We start from the raw sequence: 20,419 nt of genomic DNA, 5'->3' as shown, positions 1-20,419 counted from the left end.
AATTTCTGTTTTAAAATTTAAGGAATAGCTGGCCGTTGCGGTGCAGGCAATGCCGGTATTTTCAAAATTGCTTCTTTTAAACCTGGGGCTTTAGCTTTTAAAATAATGTCGCCGGTGCCTCCGGTAGATTGTACAATTACCTGTGCCAGCCCGTTGAACAATTTACGCTTCCACGCAGATGCCGGCACTACCATTTGTATTAAACCCGGATTGCTGTTAACGGTTTCCCAACTTTGCTTCTTGGTAAGTGGCGTAGTTAAAATAAGCACTTCGTTTTTACCTTCTTTAAGCAGTGCTACGTCCAGTTCAAAGGTGTTTCCGTTTTTGCTTTGCGCGATGTTAGATGCCAGTTGCTTGCCGTTTACATACACTGACTGCTGTTTGCCAATGCTGTTGAAAAAAAACTTGAAGGTTCCATCTGTGTAGTTTGCCGGCAAGTTAAATTCGCCTTTGTAAAGTACAGCAGCATATTTTTCACCAAAAGGCTGCAAACGCTCATCCGCGAAAGCTTTTTGCCATCCGCTTTGTTTTGCCAAATCGCTAACTGCACTTTCTTCTATTTTTGTTTCCGATAGTTTTTCTTGCAGGTTCGCAATTTCAAAGGTTTGGATTTCGCTTAAAAACTGTTCGTTTTCTAAAGACGTAGGGTCGCCGTTACCCACGCCAATCAGCTTGCCGGGGCCTTCAATACTAAATTCAATTTCTTGGTTGGCGGTAGGTTGGTGTAATTTATTTTTATCTAAAACATCAACGGTAATTACGGCGATATCCTCTCGGTTAGCTTTAATGCTATTTTGATGCGCGGTTAGCTTGATATTGCTCGCCTCGCCCGTAGTTTTTACCACATCGTTAATTTCTCTTTTGCCATTTTTATAACCTATCGCTTCCAATGTACCCGGCACATAAGCCACCTCCCAGCTTAAATGCCCGTTTTTTGGCATTTGCTTTTTACCCAAGCTTTTTCTGTTTAAGAAAAGCTCAACCTCGTCTGCATTGCTGTACACCCAAACCGGAATGTTCTGGCCTTCTTTTCCGGACCAGTTCCAATGCGGAAAAATATGGATGGTTGGTTTTTGTGTCCACCACGACCGTAAATAGTAATAGTAATCTTTGGGGAAACCGCACAAATCCAACATCCCGAAATAAGAAGTAACAGAAGGCCAACCGAAAGGCGTAGGTTCGCCGCGGTAATCAAAGCCCGTCCAAATAAACATGCCGGCCAGATAAGGCCGTTTTACGTAGTATTTCCAACCATCCTCTAAGCTGAAAAAATGGTCGTTTTGCGGACGGTCGTAATTGCTGAGGTAGTGTTTTTCCAAATCATCCACATAAACGCCTCGGGTGGTAACGGTAGAGCCTTCCTCTGTGCCCCAAGAAAGTTGTTGCGGAAAAGTTGCGTGGTGCTTATCGGTATCTTTATGGCGGATATAGTTATAGCCCAGCATATCCACCGCGGTAGAAATCCCCACGCCCACGCCACCGCTAATGGCGGCCGTAATGGCACGCGTGCTGTCTAAACTTTTAGCAAAATTTTGCATGGTGCTTACAATACGTGCGCCCACTACATCGTTTTCAATGCCCCATTCTTCATTCCCTACACTCCAGCTGATAATGCTTGGGTGGTTCCTATCGCGTAAAATCAGCTTTTTTAAGGTATTTAAATGATAATCATTGATGCCCATTAAGCGCGTTTCATCAATGACCAAAACCCCTAAGCTATCACAAGCTTCTAAAAGCTGGGGCGTTGGCGGGTTGTGCGAGCAACGATAGGCGTTGTTACCAAACTCTTTTAGCTTTCTGATGCGGAAATACTGCAGCTCATCTGGCATGGCCGCACCAACCCCGGCATGGTCCTGGTGGTTATTGGTACCCGTAATTTTAATGTGCTTTCCGTTTAAGAAAAAGCCTTCATTGGCATCAAAGCGGATGGTTCTGATGCCAAATTTGGTGAGGTAATTATCCACAATTTTCCCGCTTTCGCTGATGATGGTTTGCAAACGGTGCAGGTAAGGATCGTCCAAGGACCACAAACGGGCATTGGGCAACAAAATCACTTGTTCTATATCCTTGTGTTCCAAAGGTTTTAAAGTGATAGAAGCGGATTGCTGACTTTCCAATATTTTTCCGTCCCTGTTTAGCACTTGTTGTTTAAGCAAAAAAGTGCGTGACGCTACATCCTGATTAATTAGGGTAGTGCGCACTTTAATTTTTGCGGTTGTGCCGTCCATTTCTGTACGCACAAAAGTACCGTTGCTGGCCACGTGCAATTTGTTGCTTTTGTTTAGCCAAACATGCCTGTAAATACCGGCGCCTTCGTAAAACCAGCCCTCTTCCATAGTGGCATCGGTACGCACTGCAATCACATTTTCACCGCCGTAATTGATGTAATCGGTCAAATCATACTCGAAACTATCGTAGCCACTGGGCTCGGTGCCTAAATAATGGCCATTAAGCCAAACAATTGAATTGCGGAAAACACCGTCAAAGCTGACAGTTATTTTTTTACCTAAGTCTCCTTTAGGGATTTGGAATGTTTTGCGGTACCAGCCCACACTTACCTCCGGAAAATTACGGCCGATGGCTTTAAAACCGTGGCTAAAACTCCCCTTCTCGCTAAAGGGCTGTATCACTGCATAATCATGCGGAAGGTTAATATCGCGCCAAGCGCGGTCATCAAAATTTTTAGCCGCGGCGCCATCGCCGTAACCGGCTTTTGTTAAGTACGAAAAATAAGAGGTCCCGTTATTAAAATCTTTAGCCGGGTCAAACGGATGGCCGTAGGCGAATTTCCAGCCAAAATCTAGCAACAGCTTTTCGCGAGCTTGGTTTTGCGCCACTGCGCCATAGTTCACTAACAAAAAAAGTATCGGCAAAAAATGTTTAAAAATGCTTTTCACTTCAATTTATTTATTCGTTTAACATTTAAGGTTCGGTTTGGTAACTAAACCAGTCGAAATAGGCTTTAGCACCGGGCTTATTTCCATTGGTGGTGGCGTAAAGACCTATCATTACGCCGGTAAAGCCACCGGCAACCTCAGTACTGATGTAGCGCGTATCTAAATTACCTAAAGCCTGATAATTTTCTGTATCTGTGCCCGCTATACTAAAACTATATTGTTGCGCAGTGCCTTCAATTTTTAATTTAACTTTTGGATTTGGTACTTGCACTTCTTTAGCAACATACGCTAAAGACCCCACTTTCACCTTTAGCTGAACAACATAGCGCTGGTTTTTACGGCTTAATGCCAGCTGATAATGGTGCGTATTGTTTTGATAAAGCACCATGCCGGCTTCTTCGTTAGTTTTTGCGCCAACAAGCTCTAATGCTGTTGAGGCCGTAAATTGATGTTCTGTTTGCCTACGGCCGATAAAAGATACTGCTTCTGTTTGCGATAAGGTAAAGGGGGAAGCGCTGATGCGCAAACTTCCCGGGCGTTCTGTTAAGCTATAATTTTTTATGTCCGGATTGCGTAGGTATTGCCACTCTAAACCCAGCTTTTCTTTATCAAACTCCACTTTGCTTTCTTCGGTTGGCCAAGGTTTTTGCGTTAATGTTGGCACCTCCATATCCAGGTTGATGATGCCGTCTCCGTTAACCTGTGGCCAGCCGTTTTTTGGCCAAGCTACCGGCGCTAAAAACGTTTCGCGACCTAAAATATGGTAATAGGCGTAAGGCTGGGTAACGCGAAAACCTAAAAAAACCGCCCAATAAGTACCGTCCGGGGCCTGAACAAAATCTGCGTGGCCAACCGCTTGTATGGGACTGCCCTGTCCTTTTCTGTTTCCGTGTGCTAAAATTGGATTAGCCGGATTACTTTCGTAAGGGCCAAGTAAATGCCGGCTGCGGGCGATGGTTGCGCTATGGGCGTATTCTGTACCGCCTTCGCCAATCAGCAGATAATAATAGCCGTCCTTTTTGTAAACGTGCGGCGCTTCTGGAAAACGCCCGCCCGTGCCTCCCCAAACTAAGTGTTCGGGACCTAACACTTTGCCGGTTTTTAAATCTATCTCGGTAATGCGGATGCCTTCGTTCCCTTGTGTTACAAAGTAAGTTTTGCCATCATCGTCCCAAAAAATATCGGGATCGATGCTTTCTATGCTTACCCAAATAGGCTCGCTCCAAGGGCCCGCGGGGCTTTTAGCCGTACAATAGAAATTTCCGCCACCTGTAACATTGGTGCAAATCACGTAAAACAAACCGTCTTTGTACCTTAAAGAGGGCGCAAACAAACCGCCAGACGAATAAGCATTTTTTAAAGGCAGCTGGCTTTCGCGCGTTAAGCAATGGCCAATCTGCTTCCAGTGGATTAGGTCTTTGCTGGTATAAATGGGCAAACCTGGAAAGTACTCGAAAGATGAAGTTACTAGGTAAAAATCATCTCCTACCCTGCAAACGCTAGGGTCGGGGTTAAAACCCCTAAGCACCGGATTTTTATAGCCCGCTTGTGCAAAAACCAGCGAAATACCCCAAAAAAGCGCGACTGCTAAGCTTAAAAATTTCTTTTTTGCCATTGTTTATTGTGCTGCTTGTATTATTGCATCCAAAGCGTCTTGGTGCTCTACCGCCCCAGTTGTGCGGTTAAACAAGCCAAAACTATTGAGACCGCTTGGTCCGTTATCCCAATAAAATGGAATCATGCCGTTTTCTTTGGCTTTTTTGGTAACATAGCTCAAATAATAATTACGTGCCTTCACATGGTTAGCTTGGCCAGCGCCCACGTTGCGTAAAATAGCGCCGTACTCGCCCATAATTACAGGAATGCCTTTGTCTACAAATTTGGCTTTTATGCTGGCAAATTGTGCATCAACCCAATCTTCTTGGCCCCAGTTAGGCGCGTTTGCCGAGTTTTTAAAATCTTTACCCCATAAATATTTGTCGCTTTTCTCATCTAACGTAAAATCGTAGGGATCGTAAAAATGGACTTCGGTAAAAAGACGCTGAGTAGCCGGGTCTGTTGGCATCGTCATATAATCTATCGCAAACTTGATATTGGTATTGTACGATTGTACCGCCAGGTTACGATAAGCGTTTCTGCCGCCGGTGGCGCGTACAGCATCTACAAAAGTTTGGTTATAAGATTCTTGCACCTTTATATGCTCTGCCGTTGGCGTATTGTAATTGGCATGTACCTCGTTAGTGCCGGCAAAAATCAGGTGTTCATCATAATCGCGGAAGTACACGGCAATTTGCTCCCACAAAGCTTTTTGCTTTTTGTTCACTTCGGTTTGCGCCGCGTAAGTTGGGTTTTCTTCTAGCCAGCCGCCATCCCAATGGATATTTATAATAGCGTACATATCGTTATCTACACAATAATCAACCACCTCTTTTACGCGCGCCAGCCACGAATCTTTAATTTTATATGTTGCCGGATCTTCGATATAAGCGCTCCAGGCGCAAGGGATGCGTATCGAGTTAAAACCTGCAGCTTTTACTTTATCAATCAGCTGTTTGGATGTCTTAGGGTTTCCCCATGATGTTTCACTGGCTGCGGTGGCACTGGTAGCCTCTAAAGAATTACCTAAATTCCAACCCACTTTTAGCTTGGCCGCCAATGTGGGTGCATCAGAACTTACACCTGTGTTTGTAGCTGCTACGTTTTTAAGGTTGCCCAATTGTTTAACCGATATGGTTTTGCTTTCGGCCCCTTTTTTTAGGGTGATGGTAGCTTCACGGTCAAATATATTTCCGTTGCGGTTTAGCACGATGGTTTCTGTATAAACATTCCCGCTTTTGCTAGGCTCTGCTTTACGCGATAACCAATCGGCACTAAATTCAATGCTGTAAGCACCATTGCTAGAAACGGGGAACGTAAGCTCTTGTTGGTTATGGTCTGCGTTAAATTCGGTTTTATCTACACTAAAAAGGCTGGATGCCGATTGTGTAACCGAGATTGTTTTAGTGATATCGCCGGCTTTGATGGTGATGGTTGCGCTACGGTCCGCCACCAAAGCATTTGCGGCGGCGCTTACATCTACTTTGTTGGTGCCACTTGTGCCACTACTTGCCGAAAGCTGTAACCAAGTTTCGGAACTTTGCGCCGTCCAGTTGACGTTAGCTTTTACGTAAAAAGTTTTAGTTTCCCCGGCATTGGCAAAACTTAAAGCCTCGGTAGAAACAAGCAAATCTGCCTGGGGCGTAGCGTCTTTATCCTTTTTGCACGAAGCTAAAGACAAAGCCACCATCAGAAAAAACAACAGTGTTGAAACCTTCATAAACATTTTAAACTAAAATTCGGGGAACCAACAGCGTGGCCCCCGAATTAACCCAATTATTAAAACAAAGACTATTTTATAACCCAATGCACCATACCGTATTCATTAGGTTTTCCCGGGTCTGCGATATATGCTAAATAAATACCTTTAGTGTTTACGTTTCCTAAGTTTGCGCCATCTCGCGCTCCCAAAATCCATGGCCCTTTTCCACTGTTGTTATTGCTGTACACCCAATGGAAAGTAAACGGATTCTCGGAGAAAGTGAGCGTTTTAGCTGTAGGGTCAACATCTACCACAATACCGTTTCTTGCTGTGCCATTGTCTACCGCATCTGCCTTCATCACGTTGCCGTCCATATAAAATTTAATAGAAGAAGCAGCTGCCGCATCGCGGAATGCCTCTGTCCATAACCATGTGTTGGATGTATAATCGCCAAAAATTCCTGTAGTCCATCCGCCGGTCCAATCGGTTACTACCCAATCTGCAAAGTAATTCACATCTGGCTTAAAGGTTTTGCCTACCAGAGCGGTTTTCCATGCGGCCATAGGGTCCACCGGGCCGTTTGCGCCAGCTTTGGGCTCGAACTTAAACACCAGGTACTCGTCTTTAGACGGGTCTTTTTTGCCCAACCATATTCCGGTAATATTCCCCGTAGCATCTTTTTCTGTGCTGATGATCCTCAGCTTTTTCTCGGCAGTGGTAGCTAACGAAATCCCACCCGAAATGGCGAAAGAAATCTCCTTATCAAAAATGACGTTGTTTTTATCGTCTGTGGTGTAAGTTCCGCTAATGTTGTTGCCATTGCCGTCTGTAAACTTGTAGCTGCCTGCGTTATCGCCGGTTTTATCCAGTTCTAAGGCTACCTTACTTATCATGGTGGCATCATAAGGCGCCCAACCGGGGTAATCTGCCGGCTTAGTCCAAGCGTTTAGCAATTCGCCTTTTAGGTTTGCCCAGTTGTAGGGTGTGTTTAACGATAAACTCCAAGTTTTTTTAGTGGATGTTGTAGTGGTTAAATCATCATTGGCGTTACCTTCGTATGGCGGTTCAGGATCCGGCTGATTTCCTGGCACCCAATTGTCTTTAAAATCTTTAGAAATATAATTGAAAACGAATAGCGCAGGACCTTCGCCCGAAAGCACTTCATCTCTTAATACCGCAAGCTGCATGGTATTGTCTGTTAAAGACATGATGCGGATGTTTCCCCAATCTACCACTACTCCATCCTGCGGGGCGCCATGTAAAGGTTGCGCATCATTCATCCGCATGGTTTTATTATCCACATCTATATTGAATGTGCCTGTTTGGCTTTTGTTAAGCATGGAATGGTTTACGATAACATTTGCGCCTCCTTTTAAATTAAATGTCATTGATCCGTAGTCGCCTTTAGGCATAATCCAGCTATTGCCTTTCCAATCGGGTTGCCAGTTCCAAGAATCGCTACTTAAAGCAGGACCTGTTCCGTTAACCGTTCCCCACCAGTCGCCTGTTCCGTAAAAATACATCGGACCTAAAAAATACCTCGAAAGGCCGTTCTCGTCTAAGTCCAGGTACCAAGTTTTTTCTTGACCAGCGCCACCGGTGAGTTTAGTCCACATTTCGTTACTGATGAACTCGGCGTACATCTGATCTACCGAAAAAGTGGCCGGTGCGCCATAAACCACGCCTCCTCTTGTTTCTACCCCAAATTTTACGGTATAAACTCCTGCAAAAGGAATTTTGAGCGTCACCTTTTTTTCCTGACTTCTTCCTTGCGGATGATCCCAAAGTGGCGTGTACTTAGCATCCATTAAACTGGTTAAATACACAATGTTCGGGTTGTTGGCATCGTGCTCAATTTTAAAAGCAATGCCTTCTACCAGTTCTTCTGGCTTAACGTCAACGTTTCCTAAAGAATATTCTTCTGGCGAACATGAGCTAAGCAAAGCTGTCCAAGCGAACAGCAGTGCAAAAAGTTTAATTATCTTATTCATGATCTTATGTTTTACAAATTATTCCCAACCTGGATTTTGTTTTAACACGTTGTTTGACAGGGTAATCTGTGTGTTAGGGATTTGCATAAACCCGCGTGTTTTAGTAATGTTTGATGATTGGATAACCACCTGATCTGGTGTGGAGCCACTGGTAACATTTTCTGTAGTAGCAATAGTGCTTGCCGCAGTGCTTAAACCTTGGCGCAACAAATCCCAGTAACGCAGGCCTTCAAAAGCAAACTCGAACCTGCGCTCTTTCATGATGTTTTCTTTTGTTGGCGCAACAGACACAAAATTGGTTTTATATGCGCGTTGGCGCACTTGGTCCAAATAGCTTTGTGCGTTTGGAGAACCCAGCTCGGCCGCCATCAACAATACATCTGCATAACGGATTACTACATAATCCTGATCTTGTGAAATCTGGAAATCTTTACCGCCTCCGGTATCAGAAGTACCATCTGGCAAAGCCGTAGGGGAATATTTTTTATTGCTGTAGCCTGTGTACTCGCGCTGGTCTTTAACATCGAAACCTTGGATACCTTCGCCAGCGATATCAATGATAGATGCCGATTTGCGGGTATCACCATTGGCAAAGCTATTTGCAAAAGATTGGGTAACCGTACAAGCACCCCAGCCTTTGCCGTATGGCGACCAGTTGGTGTTACGCATGCCCAACATTACCAACCAACGGTTACCGTCAACATTGCCGTTGTAGTCTTGGGTGCTGTTAAATTTTTGCTCAAAAACCACTTCGATATTGCCTTCACCCGCATATTTAGATTTGTCGAGGGTGTTGGTTGCCGGCTCTGGAACATAGCTTGATGCAGGCCATAGATTTTTAAAGTCATCTACCAAGCCAAATTCATTGCTGGTAATTACGTCTTCTAAACCTTTTAACACCTCGGCCTTGGTAACACCTAAATCATCTACACCATAATATCCGGTATAAAACAGGTAAACCCTAGCTAATAAAGCTTTTGCCGCATATTGCGTGGCGCGCCCGTCATTAGTAGCAGCTTGCGCTTTTGGATAGGCATTTGCCGGAATGTTTTCTGCAGCAAATTTCAAATCTTCAGCAATAAGCTTGTAAGTATCTTTTGGGTCCGCTTGCGGCACGTTATCGCGCGTTGGCGTAGTTAGCAAGGGTACTTTTTCAAACAGGCGCACCAAATCAAAGTACATTAAAGCACGTAAAAATTTGGTTTCGCCTTCAATACGGGCGCGCGCTTCTGGTTTTTCGGTAAAATCTGTACCGTCTAGCTTGGCCAGTAAAGTGTTGCACCTAAAAATGCCGGCGTAATAATCGGTCCAAGTGCCGTTAAACACGTTATTGTCAGATGCTGATTGCGATTTATCAAACCTATCCAATAGCTGATAAGCTCTGCCATCGGTATTGCCAGTGCCTCCAAAACAGTTATCAGATAAAATTTCTGAGGTTACCAAAAATGCGGTATTACCGTTTGAAGATGTACGTTGGTAACCGTCGTAGCATCCTACCAAAGCCATGTCTGCATCGGCAATGGTTTTATAAAAATTGCTCTCCAGCACGTTGGTCATCGGCTCCACGTCTAAAAAATCAGACTTACAAGAACCTAAAGAAAGTGCCAGCAATAAAATGTATCCGTATATCTTTTTATTCGTTTTCATGATTTTAAATTTTACCGTTAGAACTTCACATTTAAGCCGAACAATACGGTGCGCGGACGCGGGTAGTAACCTAAATCAATACCAGATACCCAGCCTTCTGTACCGTAACCAATCTCTGGATCCATACCATCGTACTTGGTAAAAGTGAACAGGTTTTGCCCTTGTACGTAAAGCCTAATTTGGTTTGCATATTTCCATTTTACCAGATTAGAAAAATCATAACCTAGCGTTACGTTGGCAATTCTTAAGAAATCGCCATCTTGCAAATACAGATCAGAAAACTGCCAGTTCACATTAGTTTCTGTTACGCGAGGGATGGTGTTTGAGGTACCGGCACCCGTCCAGCGGTCTAAAATACGCGTGGTATAGTTTGCCTGTTTATTGGCATGGTTGCGGTAAGATTGCACCAATTTATTGCCCGTGACACCGTAAGCATCTACAGAAAAATCAAGTTTTTTATAGTTTAGCCCTAAGCTAATTCCGTAAGTAAAATCTGGTAAGCCAACGCCTAAATCAACTTTATCGGCAGCGTTAATTTGCCCGTCGTGCTGTTGGTCAACGTATTTCACATCTCCCGGTTTAGGGTTGGTTTGCAGTACCCCGTTTCCGGCTGCTACCCAATCGGCAATTTCTTGCGTAGTTTGGAAAATGCCTGCCGTTTGGTAACCCCAGAAATAACCTATCGGATGGCCGTTTTTAGCGCGGTAAAACTCATCAGAGTTATCATAAAGCATATTTGTTAAACCGTGGATAATGCCGTCTTCAGTCGGTATTTTACCCACCTCGTTTTTGTTGTAGGCACCGTTAACATTTATGCGGTAGCCCAGGTCACCAACTTTATCATTCCAGCCTAAGCCTAGCTCAAAACCTGTGTTCTTCACATCGCCACCGTTAATGAAAGGTGCGCCGGCGCCGGCGGTAGCCAAAATTGGCGGACGAACCAACCAATCTTTAGTGGTTTTCACATAATAATCTGCCACCACATCTAACTTATTGCTCAACAATTTGGCATCAAAACCAATATTGGTTTGTTCTGATGTTTCCCAAGTTACATCTGGGTTTGATAAGCGGTTTGGATAAGCGCCGGGAATGTTTACGTTGCTGTTTCCAAAGGTGTAATTGGCTGCCGGGTTATCACTGCTGTAACCTGTAGAAGTGTTAATTGGGGATGCGTATTGGAAATCAGAAATATCCTGATTACCCACCTGACCCCAAGAAGCTCTTAACTTTAAGAAGTTGAGCCAGTTGGTAGATTTTAAGAAATCTTCTTCTGTTAGTACCCAGCCCGCAGAAACCGAAGGGAAGTAGCCCCACTGGTGGCCTTTCAGGAATTTAGAGGAAGCATCTGCACGCAAAGTAGCGTTTAACAGGTATTTTTCTTTATAGTTGTAGCCTAGCCTTCCAAAATAAGATAACCTCCTGTACATATTCTCGGGTTTGCCGCCTACAGAACGTGTTTCGATGATTTTTGTAGGATCAGAAGGATCTAAATGCGCCTGTCCGGTGGTGTTATCCAAATAAGCGTGTGCAAAATCATTAAATTGCGATAGCAAATTCCAGTTTGAGCCCGATAGGTAAGTACCTTGGTAACGCACCGCCTCCATACCTGCCAACACAGAAAACTGATGATCGGTATTGATATTGAAATCGTAATTGGCGGTATTAGTCCAGCTGATGGTGTGCCCTTTGCTCATGTTTTGCGAGGCCGACGTGTGGTCCTCATTATAGCTGTAAATAGACAAGCGGTAAATTGGGTTGTAGCTCCTGTATTCCGAAGCGTAATAGTTAAAACCGAGCAAAGATTTTAAGGTTAAACCTTTTATGGGTGTCAGCTCTGCATAAGCATCGGCAAATAAGCGCTGTGCATCGTTTAAGTTGTTGGTATTAATCATCATGGAACCGTAAGGGTTGCCATCGCCATTATACCAAGGCGAGTTTGAGGTGTCGTTAAACGGACTGCCGTATTTATTATTTGTAGAATATACCGGCGACAATGGCGAAGTTGAAAATGCGCTTCGTAAAGTGTTGTTATACTGGTTGCCAACGTTTATTCCATTGTTTTTAATGTAATTGAAGTTAAGATGTTGCCCAACTTTCAAAATCTTATCCAATACTTTATGCTCGGTATTGGTACGGAAACCGTAGCGCTCGTAGTTTGAAACCTCTTTTCCGCCCACAATTCCTTCTTGCGCAATGTAGTTCATAGATAAGGCGTAGATAGATTTTTCTGTTCCGCCGTTAACGCCCAAGCTGTAATTTTCTGTTTTGGCATCGTCTTTAAACATATAATCCAACCAGTTGGTGTTTGCCAAATCGGCCATGCCGGCAAAATCAAAGGCGGTTGCGCCCGAGTTTAGCGCCTGCTCGTTCATAATTACTTTATACTGCTCGGCATTTAACAAATCTGCTTTGCGCGCCACGTTCTGGATACCGCTATAAGCGTCAAAAGTTAATTGGCTTTTACCTACCGAACCCTTTTTGGTAGTTACCAACACCACACCGTTTGCCGCCTGAGAGCCGTAAATTGCTGCCGAAGCTGCGTCTTTCAGCACATCAACAGATTGGATATCTGCCGGGTTGATAACCGAAATATCGCCACCGGGAACGCCGTCAATCACATATAAAGGCCCAGAGTTGCCAATGGTTCCTAAACCGCGGATCAACACTTTTAAACCTGCGCCCGGCTGGCCAGAGGTGGAAGTAATAGAAACACCCGGCGCTTGCCCTTGCAAAGCCTGCAATGGGTTTACTTGGTTACGTTTGCTTAAATCGTCACCTTTAACTTGCAGGTTTGCGCCCGTTGTTAAGGCTTTCTTTTGCACGCCGTAGCCGATTACCACTACCTCATCTAAAGCAGAAACTTCATTTTGTAAGGTAACATTCACCGTGTTTGATGGGCCTACGGTAACTTCTGTGCTTTTGTAAGATATGGCCGAAATTGAAAGCACATCGCCAGTGCTGGCATTAAGGGCAAAATTTCCGTTTGCATCGGCATTGGTGCCGTTACTGGTGCCTTTAATTAGCACGCTCACGCCCGGTATCGGTAAATTGCCGCTATCTACCACTTTGCCGGTTATTTTCCGCTTTGCGTCTTGCGCTATCGCCGTTAAGGTAAATGTAAAGCACGCAATGGTAAGCAGAAAAGCAATCCATTTTTTTCGTGTAATTTTTCTTTTCATCGATTTAATTGATTGATTTTAAAATAATTGGTTTCATGTTGGTTGGTTGTGTTTAAAATTTTACTGATACTTCATTTCCGTTATAATTGATTGTTTTAGTCGGTTTCTGATTAAAATCCAGCGCTTTCTTATGTTTTGCGTCTATAAACACCACATTAAAAGTTCTGTTATTCAGCATATTTGGATAACTGCCTTCGCGCTGTTTAATAGTGAGGGTTTTTGTGTTTTGGCTGTAGCCGATTTGGATTTGGCTAAATGCGCCTTTCTCGTAACCGTAGCTTAGGCCGTCATCCTCATACAGTGTAAACTCGGCATCTTTGCCTCCGTACACATACAGCGTTATGGGTTCTGCGAGTTTTTCGGAAACGTACTGTAAAGCTGGCCCTATCGGGATGATGGAACCTTCTTTTACAAACACCGGCATTTTATCATAAGGTGCTGTTGCTTTGATGTTTTGGCCGCCTGCAAAATATTGTCCGCTGTACAAATCAAACCAGCCCTGCCCCTTTGGCAAATACACTTGGCGGTTGCTTTGCTGATAAGCTGTCACCGGATTTACCAGTAAAGAAGGACCAAACAGGTATTGATCATTGATAGACAGCACTTTCTCGTCATTGGCAAAATCCATTACCAAGCCGCGCATCGGCGTATAATCTTGCTGATAGGTTTTTCCGGCCAAGGAGTAGATGTAGGGCATTAAACGGTAACGCAACTGATCGTAATAAACCATGCTTTTGTAAGCCGGATGATTTTCTGGCGCTACATTATAAATTTCGCGGAACGGGAACTGACCGTGCAAGCGGGTTAAAGGGGTAAACACCCCAAACTGGAACCAGCGGCTCATCTGCTCGCGCCATTCTTCTAAATTGGCGGCGTTCGGCTTTTCGTAACGTGCCTCAACCACAAAACCGCCAATATCCATGGTCCAATAAGGCAAGCCGGATAAAGAGAAGTTTACACCCGCGCCAATCTGATTTTTCATATCCTCCCAGCGCGAACCGATGTCTCCGCTCCAAGTTACCGAACCATAATGCTGCAAACCTGTAAAAGCCGAACGGGTTAAAATAAACACCCTTTTATCCGGATTTTCTTGGCGCTGCCCCTCATAAACGCCCTGCGCATTAAACAATGGGAAAGCATTGAAGTATTTTTCTGATGAACCCAAATAATTAGGCGTAATTAACTGCTTGCGTGTTGCAATGCTCAAGTTAGAATGTACATCGGGTTCTGTGGCATCCAGCCACCAGGCATCTACGCCTCGTTTATACAGTTTTTCATCAATCAAATGCCAAAAAGCTTTGCGCGCTTCCGGGTTAAATGCATCGTAAAAAGAAGAGGTATAGCCTTTACCTATCCAATCCCGGCGTTGGTCGGCAATGTTTCTTTTATAGAGAAAGCCCTTATCATAAAAATCTTTGTAAACAGGTATGCCTTCGTAAAACTTGGGCCAAACGGAAATCATAAAGTTGGCATTCATAGCGTGCACGTCTTTAATCATTTGGGTGGCATCCGGAAAACGTGTTTCGTCAAAATCCTGACTACCCCAATCATTCTCTTTCCAGAAAGACCAGTCTTGCACAATATTGTCTAGCGGAATTTGACGCTTGCGGTACTCTTTCACCACATCTAACAGTTCTTTTTGGGTTTTATAGCGCTCGCGGCTTTGCCATAAGCCAAAAGCCCATTTTGGCAACATGGTGGCTTTACCGCTTAACTCGCGGTAGCCTGCAATAACATCATCGGCGCTGTTGCCAGCAATTAGATAATAGCTAATGGCTTCGCCAGCTTCAGAACTTAAGGCAAAAGTTTCTTCTTGTGCAAATTTGTTGGGGATAATGGTTTTAACATCCAGATAAGATTCGCCACCATCTGGCCGCCACTCTATTTTAAAATCGTAGGTTTTGCCGGCCTCCAGCTGTAAATCAAACACAGAAGTAAGCGGGTTCCAGGCTTTGCGCCAGGTATCGGCAACTAATTGATTGTTGAACCAAATTTTTAAATAGCCACCAAACTTTACCACCAACTGGTGCTTTCCACTTATACTGCTGCCAATTTTACCGCTCCAAGTGCTTACAGCATGGTCCAACTTAAATGCTTTGGGCAATAATTTTTGATCCTCTAAAAAAGAAAAGTTAATGAGCGCTTGCGGTTGAGCTAAAAGGATGCTATCCGGCTTTGAAAGCAATGCCCAGCGGTTGCTTAACCAGCCTTGCTCGCCACCATCAGAAATTAGTTTTAAGGCGTTTAGCTCTAATGGTTGGCGCACGTCACCTGCTTTGGTGATAGATGCGTTATCCCAAAGGATACCGTAATTCTTGCTCGAGTATAAAAAAGGGACAGCGACTTCGGTGTTATTTTGCAAAAGCTCTACCTGCCTGCCTTTATAGTTTATAAATCCTTGCTGGTGTTGCCCTAAACCGTAATAAGCCTCATTGGCATCCGATAAAAAGTATTGTTTAATAGCATAAGCTGCATCGCCATCAAACATGGTGGGCGTAAACTCGCGACCTTGGCTTAACTCCTTGGTGATGCTTCGGTTGTTAGCATCATAAAATGCTAATCCGCCGTTTGTTAACGATGCTTTAACAGTTAGTGCATTGCTTTTTAGGGTTATAGAATCATCAGCAATGGATTGCGTATAGGCCACGGGCGAAGATTTTAAAATGATGCCGATTCCATTTGCCACTGGCGTAGCATTATTTAACCTTGCAGATACGTGCGCGATACGGTTTGTTGCAAATTGGATGTTTACATACTCGGTTTGTCCGGCAGGTTTAGCCAACTTAATTTGAACACCGTTTTCTATCTTTTGAAAATTGGATTGGGCTTGCGATGCTAAGGCGAAACTTAGGTTAACAGCTAGAAAAAAACAGCACTTGCGCACGTTAAAATACTTAGACATTAGGCTTAGAAAATTGGTTTATAAATACGGCGAAGTTTAAGGCTACGCCAACAATTCTAAAGTTATAGGCTTTGTTTTTTAGGCAGGTATACTTTTGTTAACAATGGGGATACATTTGTTAACTTGACATAAATAACTGAAAAACAATGATTTAATACACTATTATCAATAAAGAAGATATTTTATAGTTTGATATAGCGAAGGAACAGCGAGGGCACACGCGGCACGCGTACGCTAGCTAGGGAAAATAAACATCCAGATCTCTCCTCGCACACTCGTTCGAGATGACGCTGAATTGAAGGTCCAGCCAAAGGTGGAATTCTTGCATTAACGTACAGAAAAATCAACAGCACTGCATAAAAGTCCCTCTCCTTCGGAGAGGGATTTAGGGTGAGGCTTTCTGCCACTCAGAAGGCGTAATACCATACTCCTGCTTGAAAGACTTGGTAAAATATTTCGGATTGCTGAACCCCACCCGGTACGCAATTTCCGAGAGCGAAAGGTCCGAACTTTCTATCAGATGCTTAGCCTTTTGCAAACGGATGGTGCGGATAAAAGAAACCGGACTTTGGCCGGTAATAGACAACAACTTTTTATACAAAGCAACCCGGCTCATGTGCAGCTCTCGGCTCATCTCCTCTACAGAGAAATTAGGGTTTAAAATGTTCTTCTCCACCAATTCAAGGGCATTGCGTACCAACTTTTCTTCTGTCGACTCTAACGTCTCGGTGCTTACCGATACATCCACCTGTTTTTTATAGGTGCTGATATAGCTTTGCTGTTGTTGCAGAATATTTTTGAGTTTAGAGAGCAATATTTCAAAGTTGAACGGTTTGGTCATGTAATCGCTGGCACCGGTATCTAAGCCTTTCAGGTGGTTTTCTTCGCCGGTTTGTGCGGTTAGTAGCACTACCGGAATCTTTTTTGTACGTTCATCATCTTTGATTTTCCGGCACAAATCAATCCCGCCTAAGCGCGGCATACTAATGTCGCTTACTACCAACTGCGGCTGTAAACTTAAAACTTTTTGCCAGCCCTCTTGCCCGTCGCACGCTTCTGAAATACGGAAATGCCCGCCCAAGTTTTCTTTTAAGTAGAACCTAAAATCTTCATTATCTTCTACCAGCAGCACCAAAGGTTTCTTCAATGCCGTATCATCGCTGTGCTTTCGTTCGGTTTTTCCTTTGGTTTTTTGGGTCTCCAAAAGTTTTTTTTCGCCAATGGCAATTACTTCCACAGGTAATTTTACGGTAAAACAGCTTCCCACTTCCTCTTCACTTTCTACCGATATTTCGCCCCCGTGCAGCCCTACAAACTCTTTGGTGATGGATAAGCCGATACCGCTGCCTTGGTTCATCAGGTCCGACGGGGTATCCGTTTGGAAAAAGTTTTCAAAAATGGCCCGCTGGCTTTCTTTTGGGATGCCAATGCCGGTATCTATAATTTTAATGAGCAAATAATCATGATTCTCCTCCCGGGCAACACTCAAGTGTACGCTTACAAAACCATGCTCGTAAGTGAACTTAAAAGCGTTCGAAAGCAGGTTGAAAATGATGCGTTCTAGCTTCTCTTCATCATAAAAAGTCACTAGATTTTCCACTTCCGATTCAAACTGGAAGTTAATCTGTTTCTTCTCGGCAATATCTGTAAACGAGAAAGATAAATCGCGGATAAAGGCTACAACGTTGCCTTTTTTAGCATTCAGTTTCAACTCCTTCACCTCCATTTTCCTAAAATCCATCAGCTGGTTTACCAAGTTAAGCAGGCGTTTGGCATTGCGCTTAATCAGCTCGTATTGTTGTTTTTCTTCGCCTTCGGGCGTGTGTTTCAAAAACTTATCAATGGGCGCTAAAATCAGCGAAAGCGGCGTGCGAAACTCATGGCTAACGTTGGTAAAGAATTTTATCTTCATCAAATCCATATCATGCACGCGCTGGGCCTCCTTACGTTCTTGTTGTAAAGCAAACTCGCGCCTAATTTTATCAATACCGCGCTGGCGGATATACAACAGCAAGCTGATGATAAGCAAAGTATAAATAAAATACGCTAGAGGCGTTTCGTAAAACGGAGGCAATACCTTTATTCTGACAGTTTTAACGGGAGTTTCGTTATTTAAACCGTTAATGCTGGCCTTTACTTTAAAAAGATAATCGCCGGCATCTAAGTTAGTGTAGGTTGCTTTGCGGGCGCTGTGGTCCGCATCAATCCAAGTTTTATCAAAACCTTCTAATTGGTAAGCGTAGCGTACCTTATCCGGATTAAAAAAATTGAACCCGGCAAAGGAAATGCTGAACACGTTTTGGTGCGGTTGCAAAGTGATCTGCTTGGCATAATTAACAGAACGATGCAGTACAGCATCGGCATCATCCGAAGGCTGTATACTATTGTTGAGCACCTGCAAATCTGTAAAAGCTAAACGTATCGGATGCTGGTTAACTTGTATATCTTGCGGCTTAAAAATATTAAAGCCATTGGCACCACCAAAAATAAGTTCGCCTTTGCGGGTTAGAAAAGCCGAATTGAGGTTAAACTCGAGCCCCTGTAAACCATCTAGCTCATCGTAACTGTTAAAAGTTGCTTTATGGATATTTCCACTTTGCAAATGCACCCTACTAATGCCGCGCGAGGTAGACACCCATATATCATCGCGCCCATCGCGCTGTATCGCCTGAATGTTATTGTCGGCCAGCCCGTCATCGCGCCTATAAACCTTTATCGTTTGCTTGCGTGTATCATAAATGTTCAGTCCTTCGCGCGTTCCAATCCAGATATTGCCTTTTTCATCGCCGGTTAGGCAGTTTACATTGTTATTGCTAAGGCCATTACTGCTGTTTATAAGCTTGCTTTCTTTGTAAACCGAGCCGCTTTTTTTCAATACAGCAATCCCTTCCGATGTTCCTAACCAAAGTTCTCCGCTGGCCGTTTCAAGTATGCTAGAAACATAGTTGGAAGCTAAAAACTTATTGGCAGTGGTATAGGTTTTAAGCACCTCTGTGGCGGGATTGTATTGTATTAGGCCGCCATCCAGCGTACCAACAAGGATATCGCCCGAGCGGCTTTGCTTTACGGAAAAAACGCTTTCATCCGCATTTGCGGTGCTTTGGTGTAGGCTACGGAAATTGCTTCCGTCAAACACGTCCAGTCCGCCGTGGTAACTTCCAATCCAAAGATTTTGAGCATCATCAATCAGCAAGCTAACAATAACATTACTGCTGATACCTTTATTTTTTGCAGTGTGCTTATAGGTTTTAAAAGTATTGTTTCGCCTATCCCAATACAATAAGCCCCCACCGTTGGTGCCTATCCAAATATTTCCGTTTTTGTCTTCCGCAAAGGTATTTACATCAGAATAAGGCAAACTGTTGGCGTTTGAGGGCTGGTGCGTGTAGGTTTTAAATTTATTGATATCGGGGTGATAGTAGCTAATGCCTTTTTTAAAAGTACCCAGCCAGATGAATCCGCGCTCGTCTTTATAAACCGTATTAATAGAGTTTTGGCTGATGCTGGCTTGGTCGTACTCGCGATTAAGCAAGTACAGCAGTTGTTTTTTGTTTTTATCATAAATGTTTACGCCTCCATGGTCCGTGGCTATCCATAACTTACCGGCTTGGTCTTGCACTATGCCACGTACCAAGTTGGTGTTTAGGCGCAGCTGCGTGTTGGCCGTACTTAAATGCAACAGCTGTTTTTGCTGTGGCCGATAGTGGTAAACGCCTTTATATTGCGCAGTAGAGAACAGATACACCTCGCCCTGGGCATCTAAAAAAGCACTACTAAAGGCTTCGGTTTCGCGGTAAAAAGAGGCAAAAAGTTTAGGAAATATTTGCGCTCGGTTTTGGCGGATGCTGACGGCGTCGCCATTGTCGCAAATGACCCAAACCGGTAGCTTAGGTGATACAGCCAATGCTACGGGCTTTACATTTTTCCCAAATTTAAAGAGCGTAGTTTGGTTAGTTTTTGCTTGGTAGCGGATTATCCCTTTCTTGCGGAACAAGAACCAGTAGGTGCTGTCGGCACTTTTAATATCCACCAACTCATCATCCAAGGGCAAGCGTAGGCGCGCCAAATAAGTGGTGGGGTTTCTGATAATATGCTCGTTCTGCGGATCATAAATATTTAAACCATTGCGCGTAATGATCCATAATTTTTGCTGTGGCCCTTCTAAGATGTTGTTGATATAGTCATCTACCAAAGTAGTTGTATCCTGTGGGTTGTGCCGAAAAACTTTAAAATCGTACCCATCGAAACGGTTAAGCCCGGATAAAGTGCCTATCCACAAAAAACCTTGCTTATCGCGATAGATGGTGTTGACTTGGTTATGGGAAAGTCCGTCGGCAATGCTTAAATGTGAAAAATTATACGCCTGCGGTTGTGCAAAAAGCATGTTTAACGCCATGAAAAATATAAACAGCAACAGCGAGGTTTTTTTCGACATTTAAATTTAGGTGCTTGTAGAGCGTTGCAAAATAAGAATTTTAGGCAGGAAATTGTATTTGTTTGAGTTT

Annotated in this window: 8 protein-coding genes; all 8 read right to left on the bottom strand. The window is 43.8% G+C overall.

All coding sequences use genetic code 11. The features are described 5' to 3' along the window. Positions 1–17: 17 nt before the first annotated feature. The 8 genes from galA to BCY91_RS03845 all read right to left on the bottom strand — a co-directional run bounded on the left by galA (position 18) and on the right by BCY91_RS03845 (position 20,349). Positions 18–2,897, bottom strand: a complete 2,880-nt coding sequence (galA, locus tag BCY91_RS03880; RefSeq protein ID WP_120180711.1) for a beta-galactosidase GalA — start codon at positions 2,895–2,897, stop codon at positions 18–20. Positions 2,898–2,922: 25 nt separating this feature from the next. Beyond that, positions 2,923–4,512, bottom strand: a complete 1,590-nt coding sequence (locus tag BCY91_RS03875; RefSeq protein ID WP_120180710.1) for a glycoside hydrolase family 43 protein — start codon at positions 4,510–4,512, stop codon at positions 2,923–2,925. A 3-nt stretch (positions 4,513–4,515) separates the two neighbouring features. Next, positions 4,516–6,213 (bottom strand): cellulase family glycosylhydrolase, encoded by a 1,698-nt coding sequence (locus tag BCY91_RS03870; RefSeq protein WP_220699423.1) that lies wholly within the window; start codon positions 6,211–6,213, stop codon positions 4,516–4,518. Between the two features lie 71 nt (positions 6,214–6,284). Further along, positions 6,285–8,186, bottom strand: a complete 1,902-nt coding sequence (locus BCY91_RS03865) for a hypothetical protein (protein WP_120180708.1) — start codon at positions 8,184–8,186, stop codon at positions 6,285–6,287. Between the two features lie 18 nt (positions 8,187–8,204). Continuing rightward, positions 8,205–9,833: a RagB/SusD family nutrient uptake outer membrane protein gene (locus BCY91_RS03860; RefSeq protein ID WP_120180707.1), complete on the bottom strand. Its 1,629-nt coding sequence runs from the start codon at positions 9,831–9,833 to the stop codon at positions 8,205–8,207. A 17-nt stretch (positions 9,834–9,850) separates the two neighbouring features. Further along, entirely contained in the window at positions 9,851–13,012 is a 3,162-nt protein-coding gene (locus tag BCY91_RS03855) for a SusC/RagA family TonB-linked outer membrane protein (protein WP_120180706.1), read from the bottom strand. Positions 13,013–13,064: 52 nt separating this feature from the next. Continuing rightward, on the bottom strand, positions 13,065–15,914 hold the full coding sequence (locus BCY91_RS03850; protein ID WP_245988997.1) for a glycoside hydrolase family 31 protein: 2,850 nt from the start codon (positions 15,912–15,914) through the stop codon (positions 13,065–13,067). A gap of 385 nt (positions 15,915–16,299) precedes the next feature. After that, a complete protein-coding gene (locus BCY91_RS03845) occupies positions 16,300–20,349 on the bottom strand; it encodes a hybrid sensor histidine kinase/response regulator transcription factor (protein WP_245988996.1) in 4,050 nt (1,349 codons plus the stop codon). Positions 20,350–20,419 lie beyond the last annotated feature (70 nt).

Source organism: Pelobium manganitolerans (genome assembly GCF_003609575.1).
GTDB lineage: Bacteria > Bacteroidota > Bacteroidia > Sphingobacteriales > Sphingobacteriaceae > Pseudopedobacter > Pseudopedobacter manganitolerans.
This window is presented reverse-complemented; position numbering and strand designations above follow the sequence as displayed.

What these genes read in the sequence shown, in the direction of transcription:
- BCY91_RS03875 (WP_120180710.1), bottom strand. Translation starts at nt 4,512, where the DNA reads ATGGCAAAAAAGAAATTTTTAAGCTTAGCAGTCGCGCTTTTTTGGGGT.
- BCY91_RS03870 (WP_220699423.1), bottom strand. Translation starts at nt 6,213, where the DNA reads ATGAAGGTTTCAACACTGTTGTTTTTTCTGATGGTGGCTTTGTCTTTA.
- BCY91_RS03865 (WP_120180708.1), bottom strand. Translation starts at nt 8,186, where the DNA reads ATGAATAAGATAATTAAACTTTTTGCACTGCTGTTCGCTTGGACAGCT.
- BCY91_RS03860 (WP_120180707.1), bottom strand. Translation starts at nt 9,833, where the DNA reads ATGAAAACGAATAAAAAGATATACGGATACATTTTATTGCTGGCACTT.
- BCY91_RS03855 (WP_120180706.1), bottom strand. Translation starts at nt 13,012, where the DNA reads ATGAAAAGAAAAATTACACGAAAAAAATGGATTGCTTTTCTGCTTACC.
- BCY91_RS03850 (WP_245988997.1), bottom strand. Translation starts at nt 15,914, where the DNA reads ATGTCTAAGTATTTTAACGTGCGCAAGTGCTGTTTTTTTCTAGCTGTT.
- BCY91_RS03845 (WP_245988996.1), bottom strand. Translation starts at nt 20,349, where the DNA reads ATGTCGAAAAAAACCTCGCTGTTGCTGTTTATATTTTTCATGGCGTTA.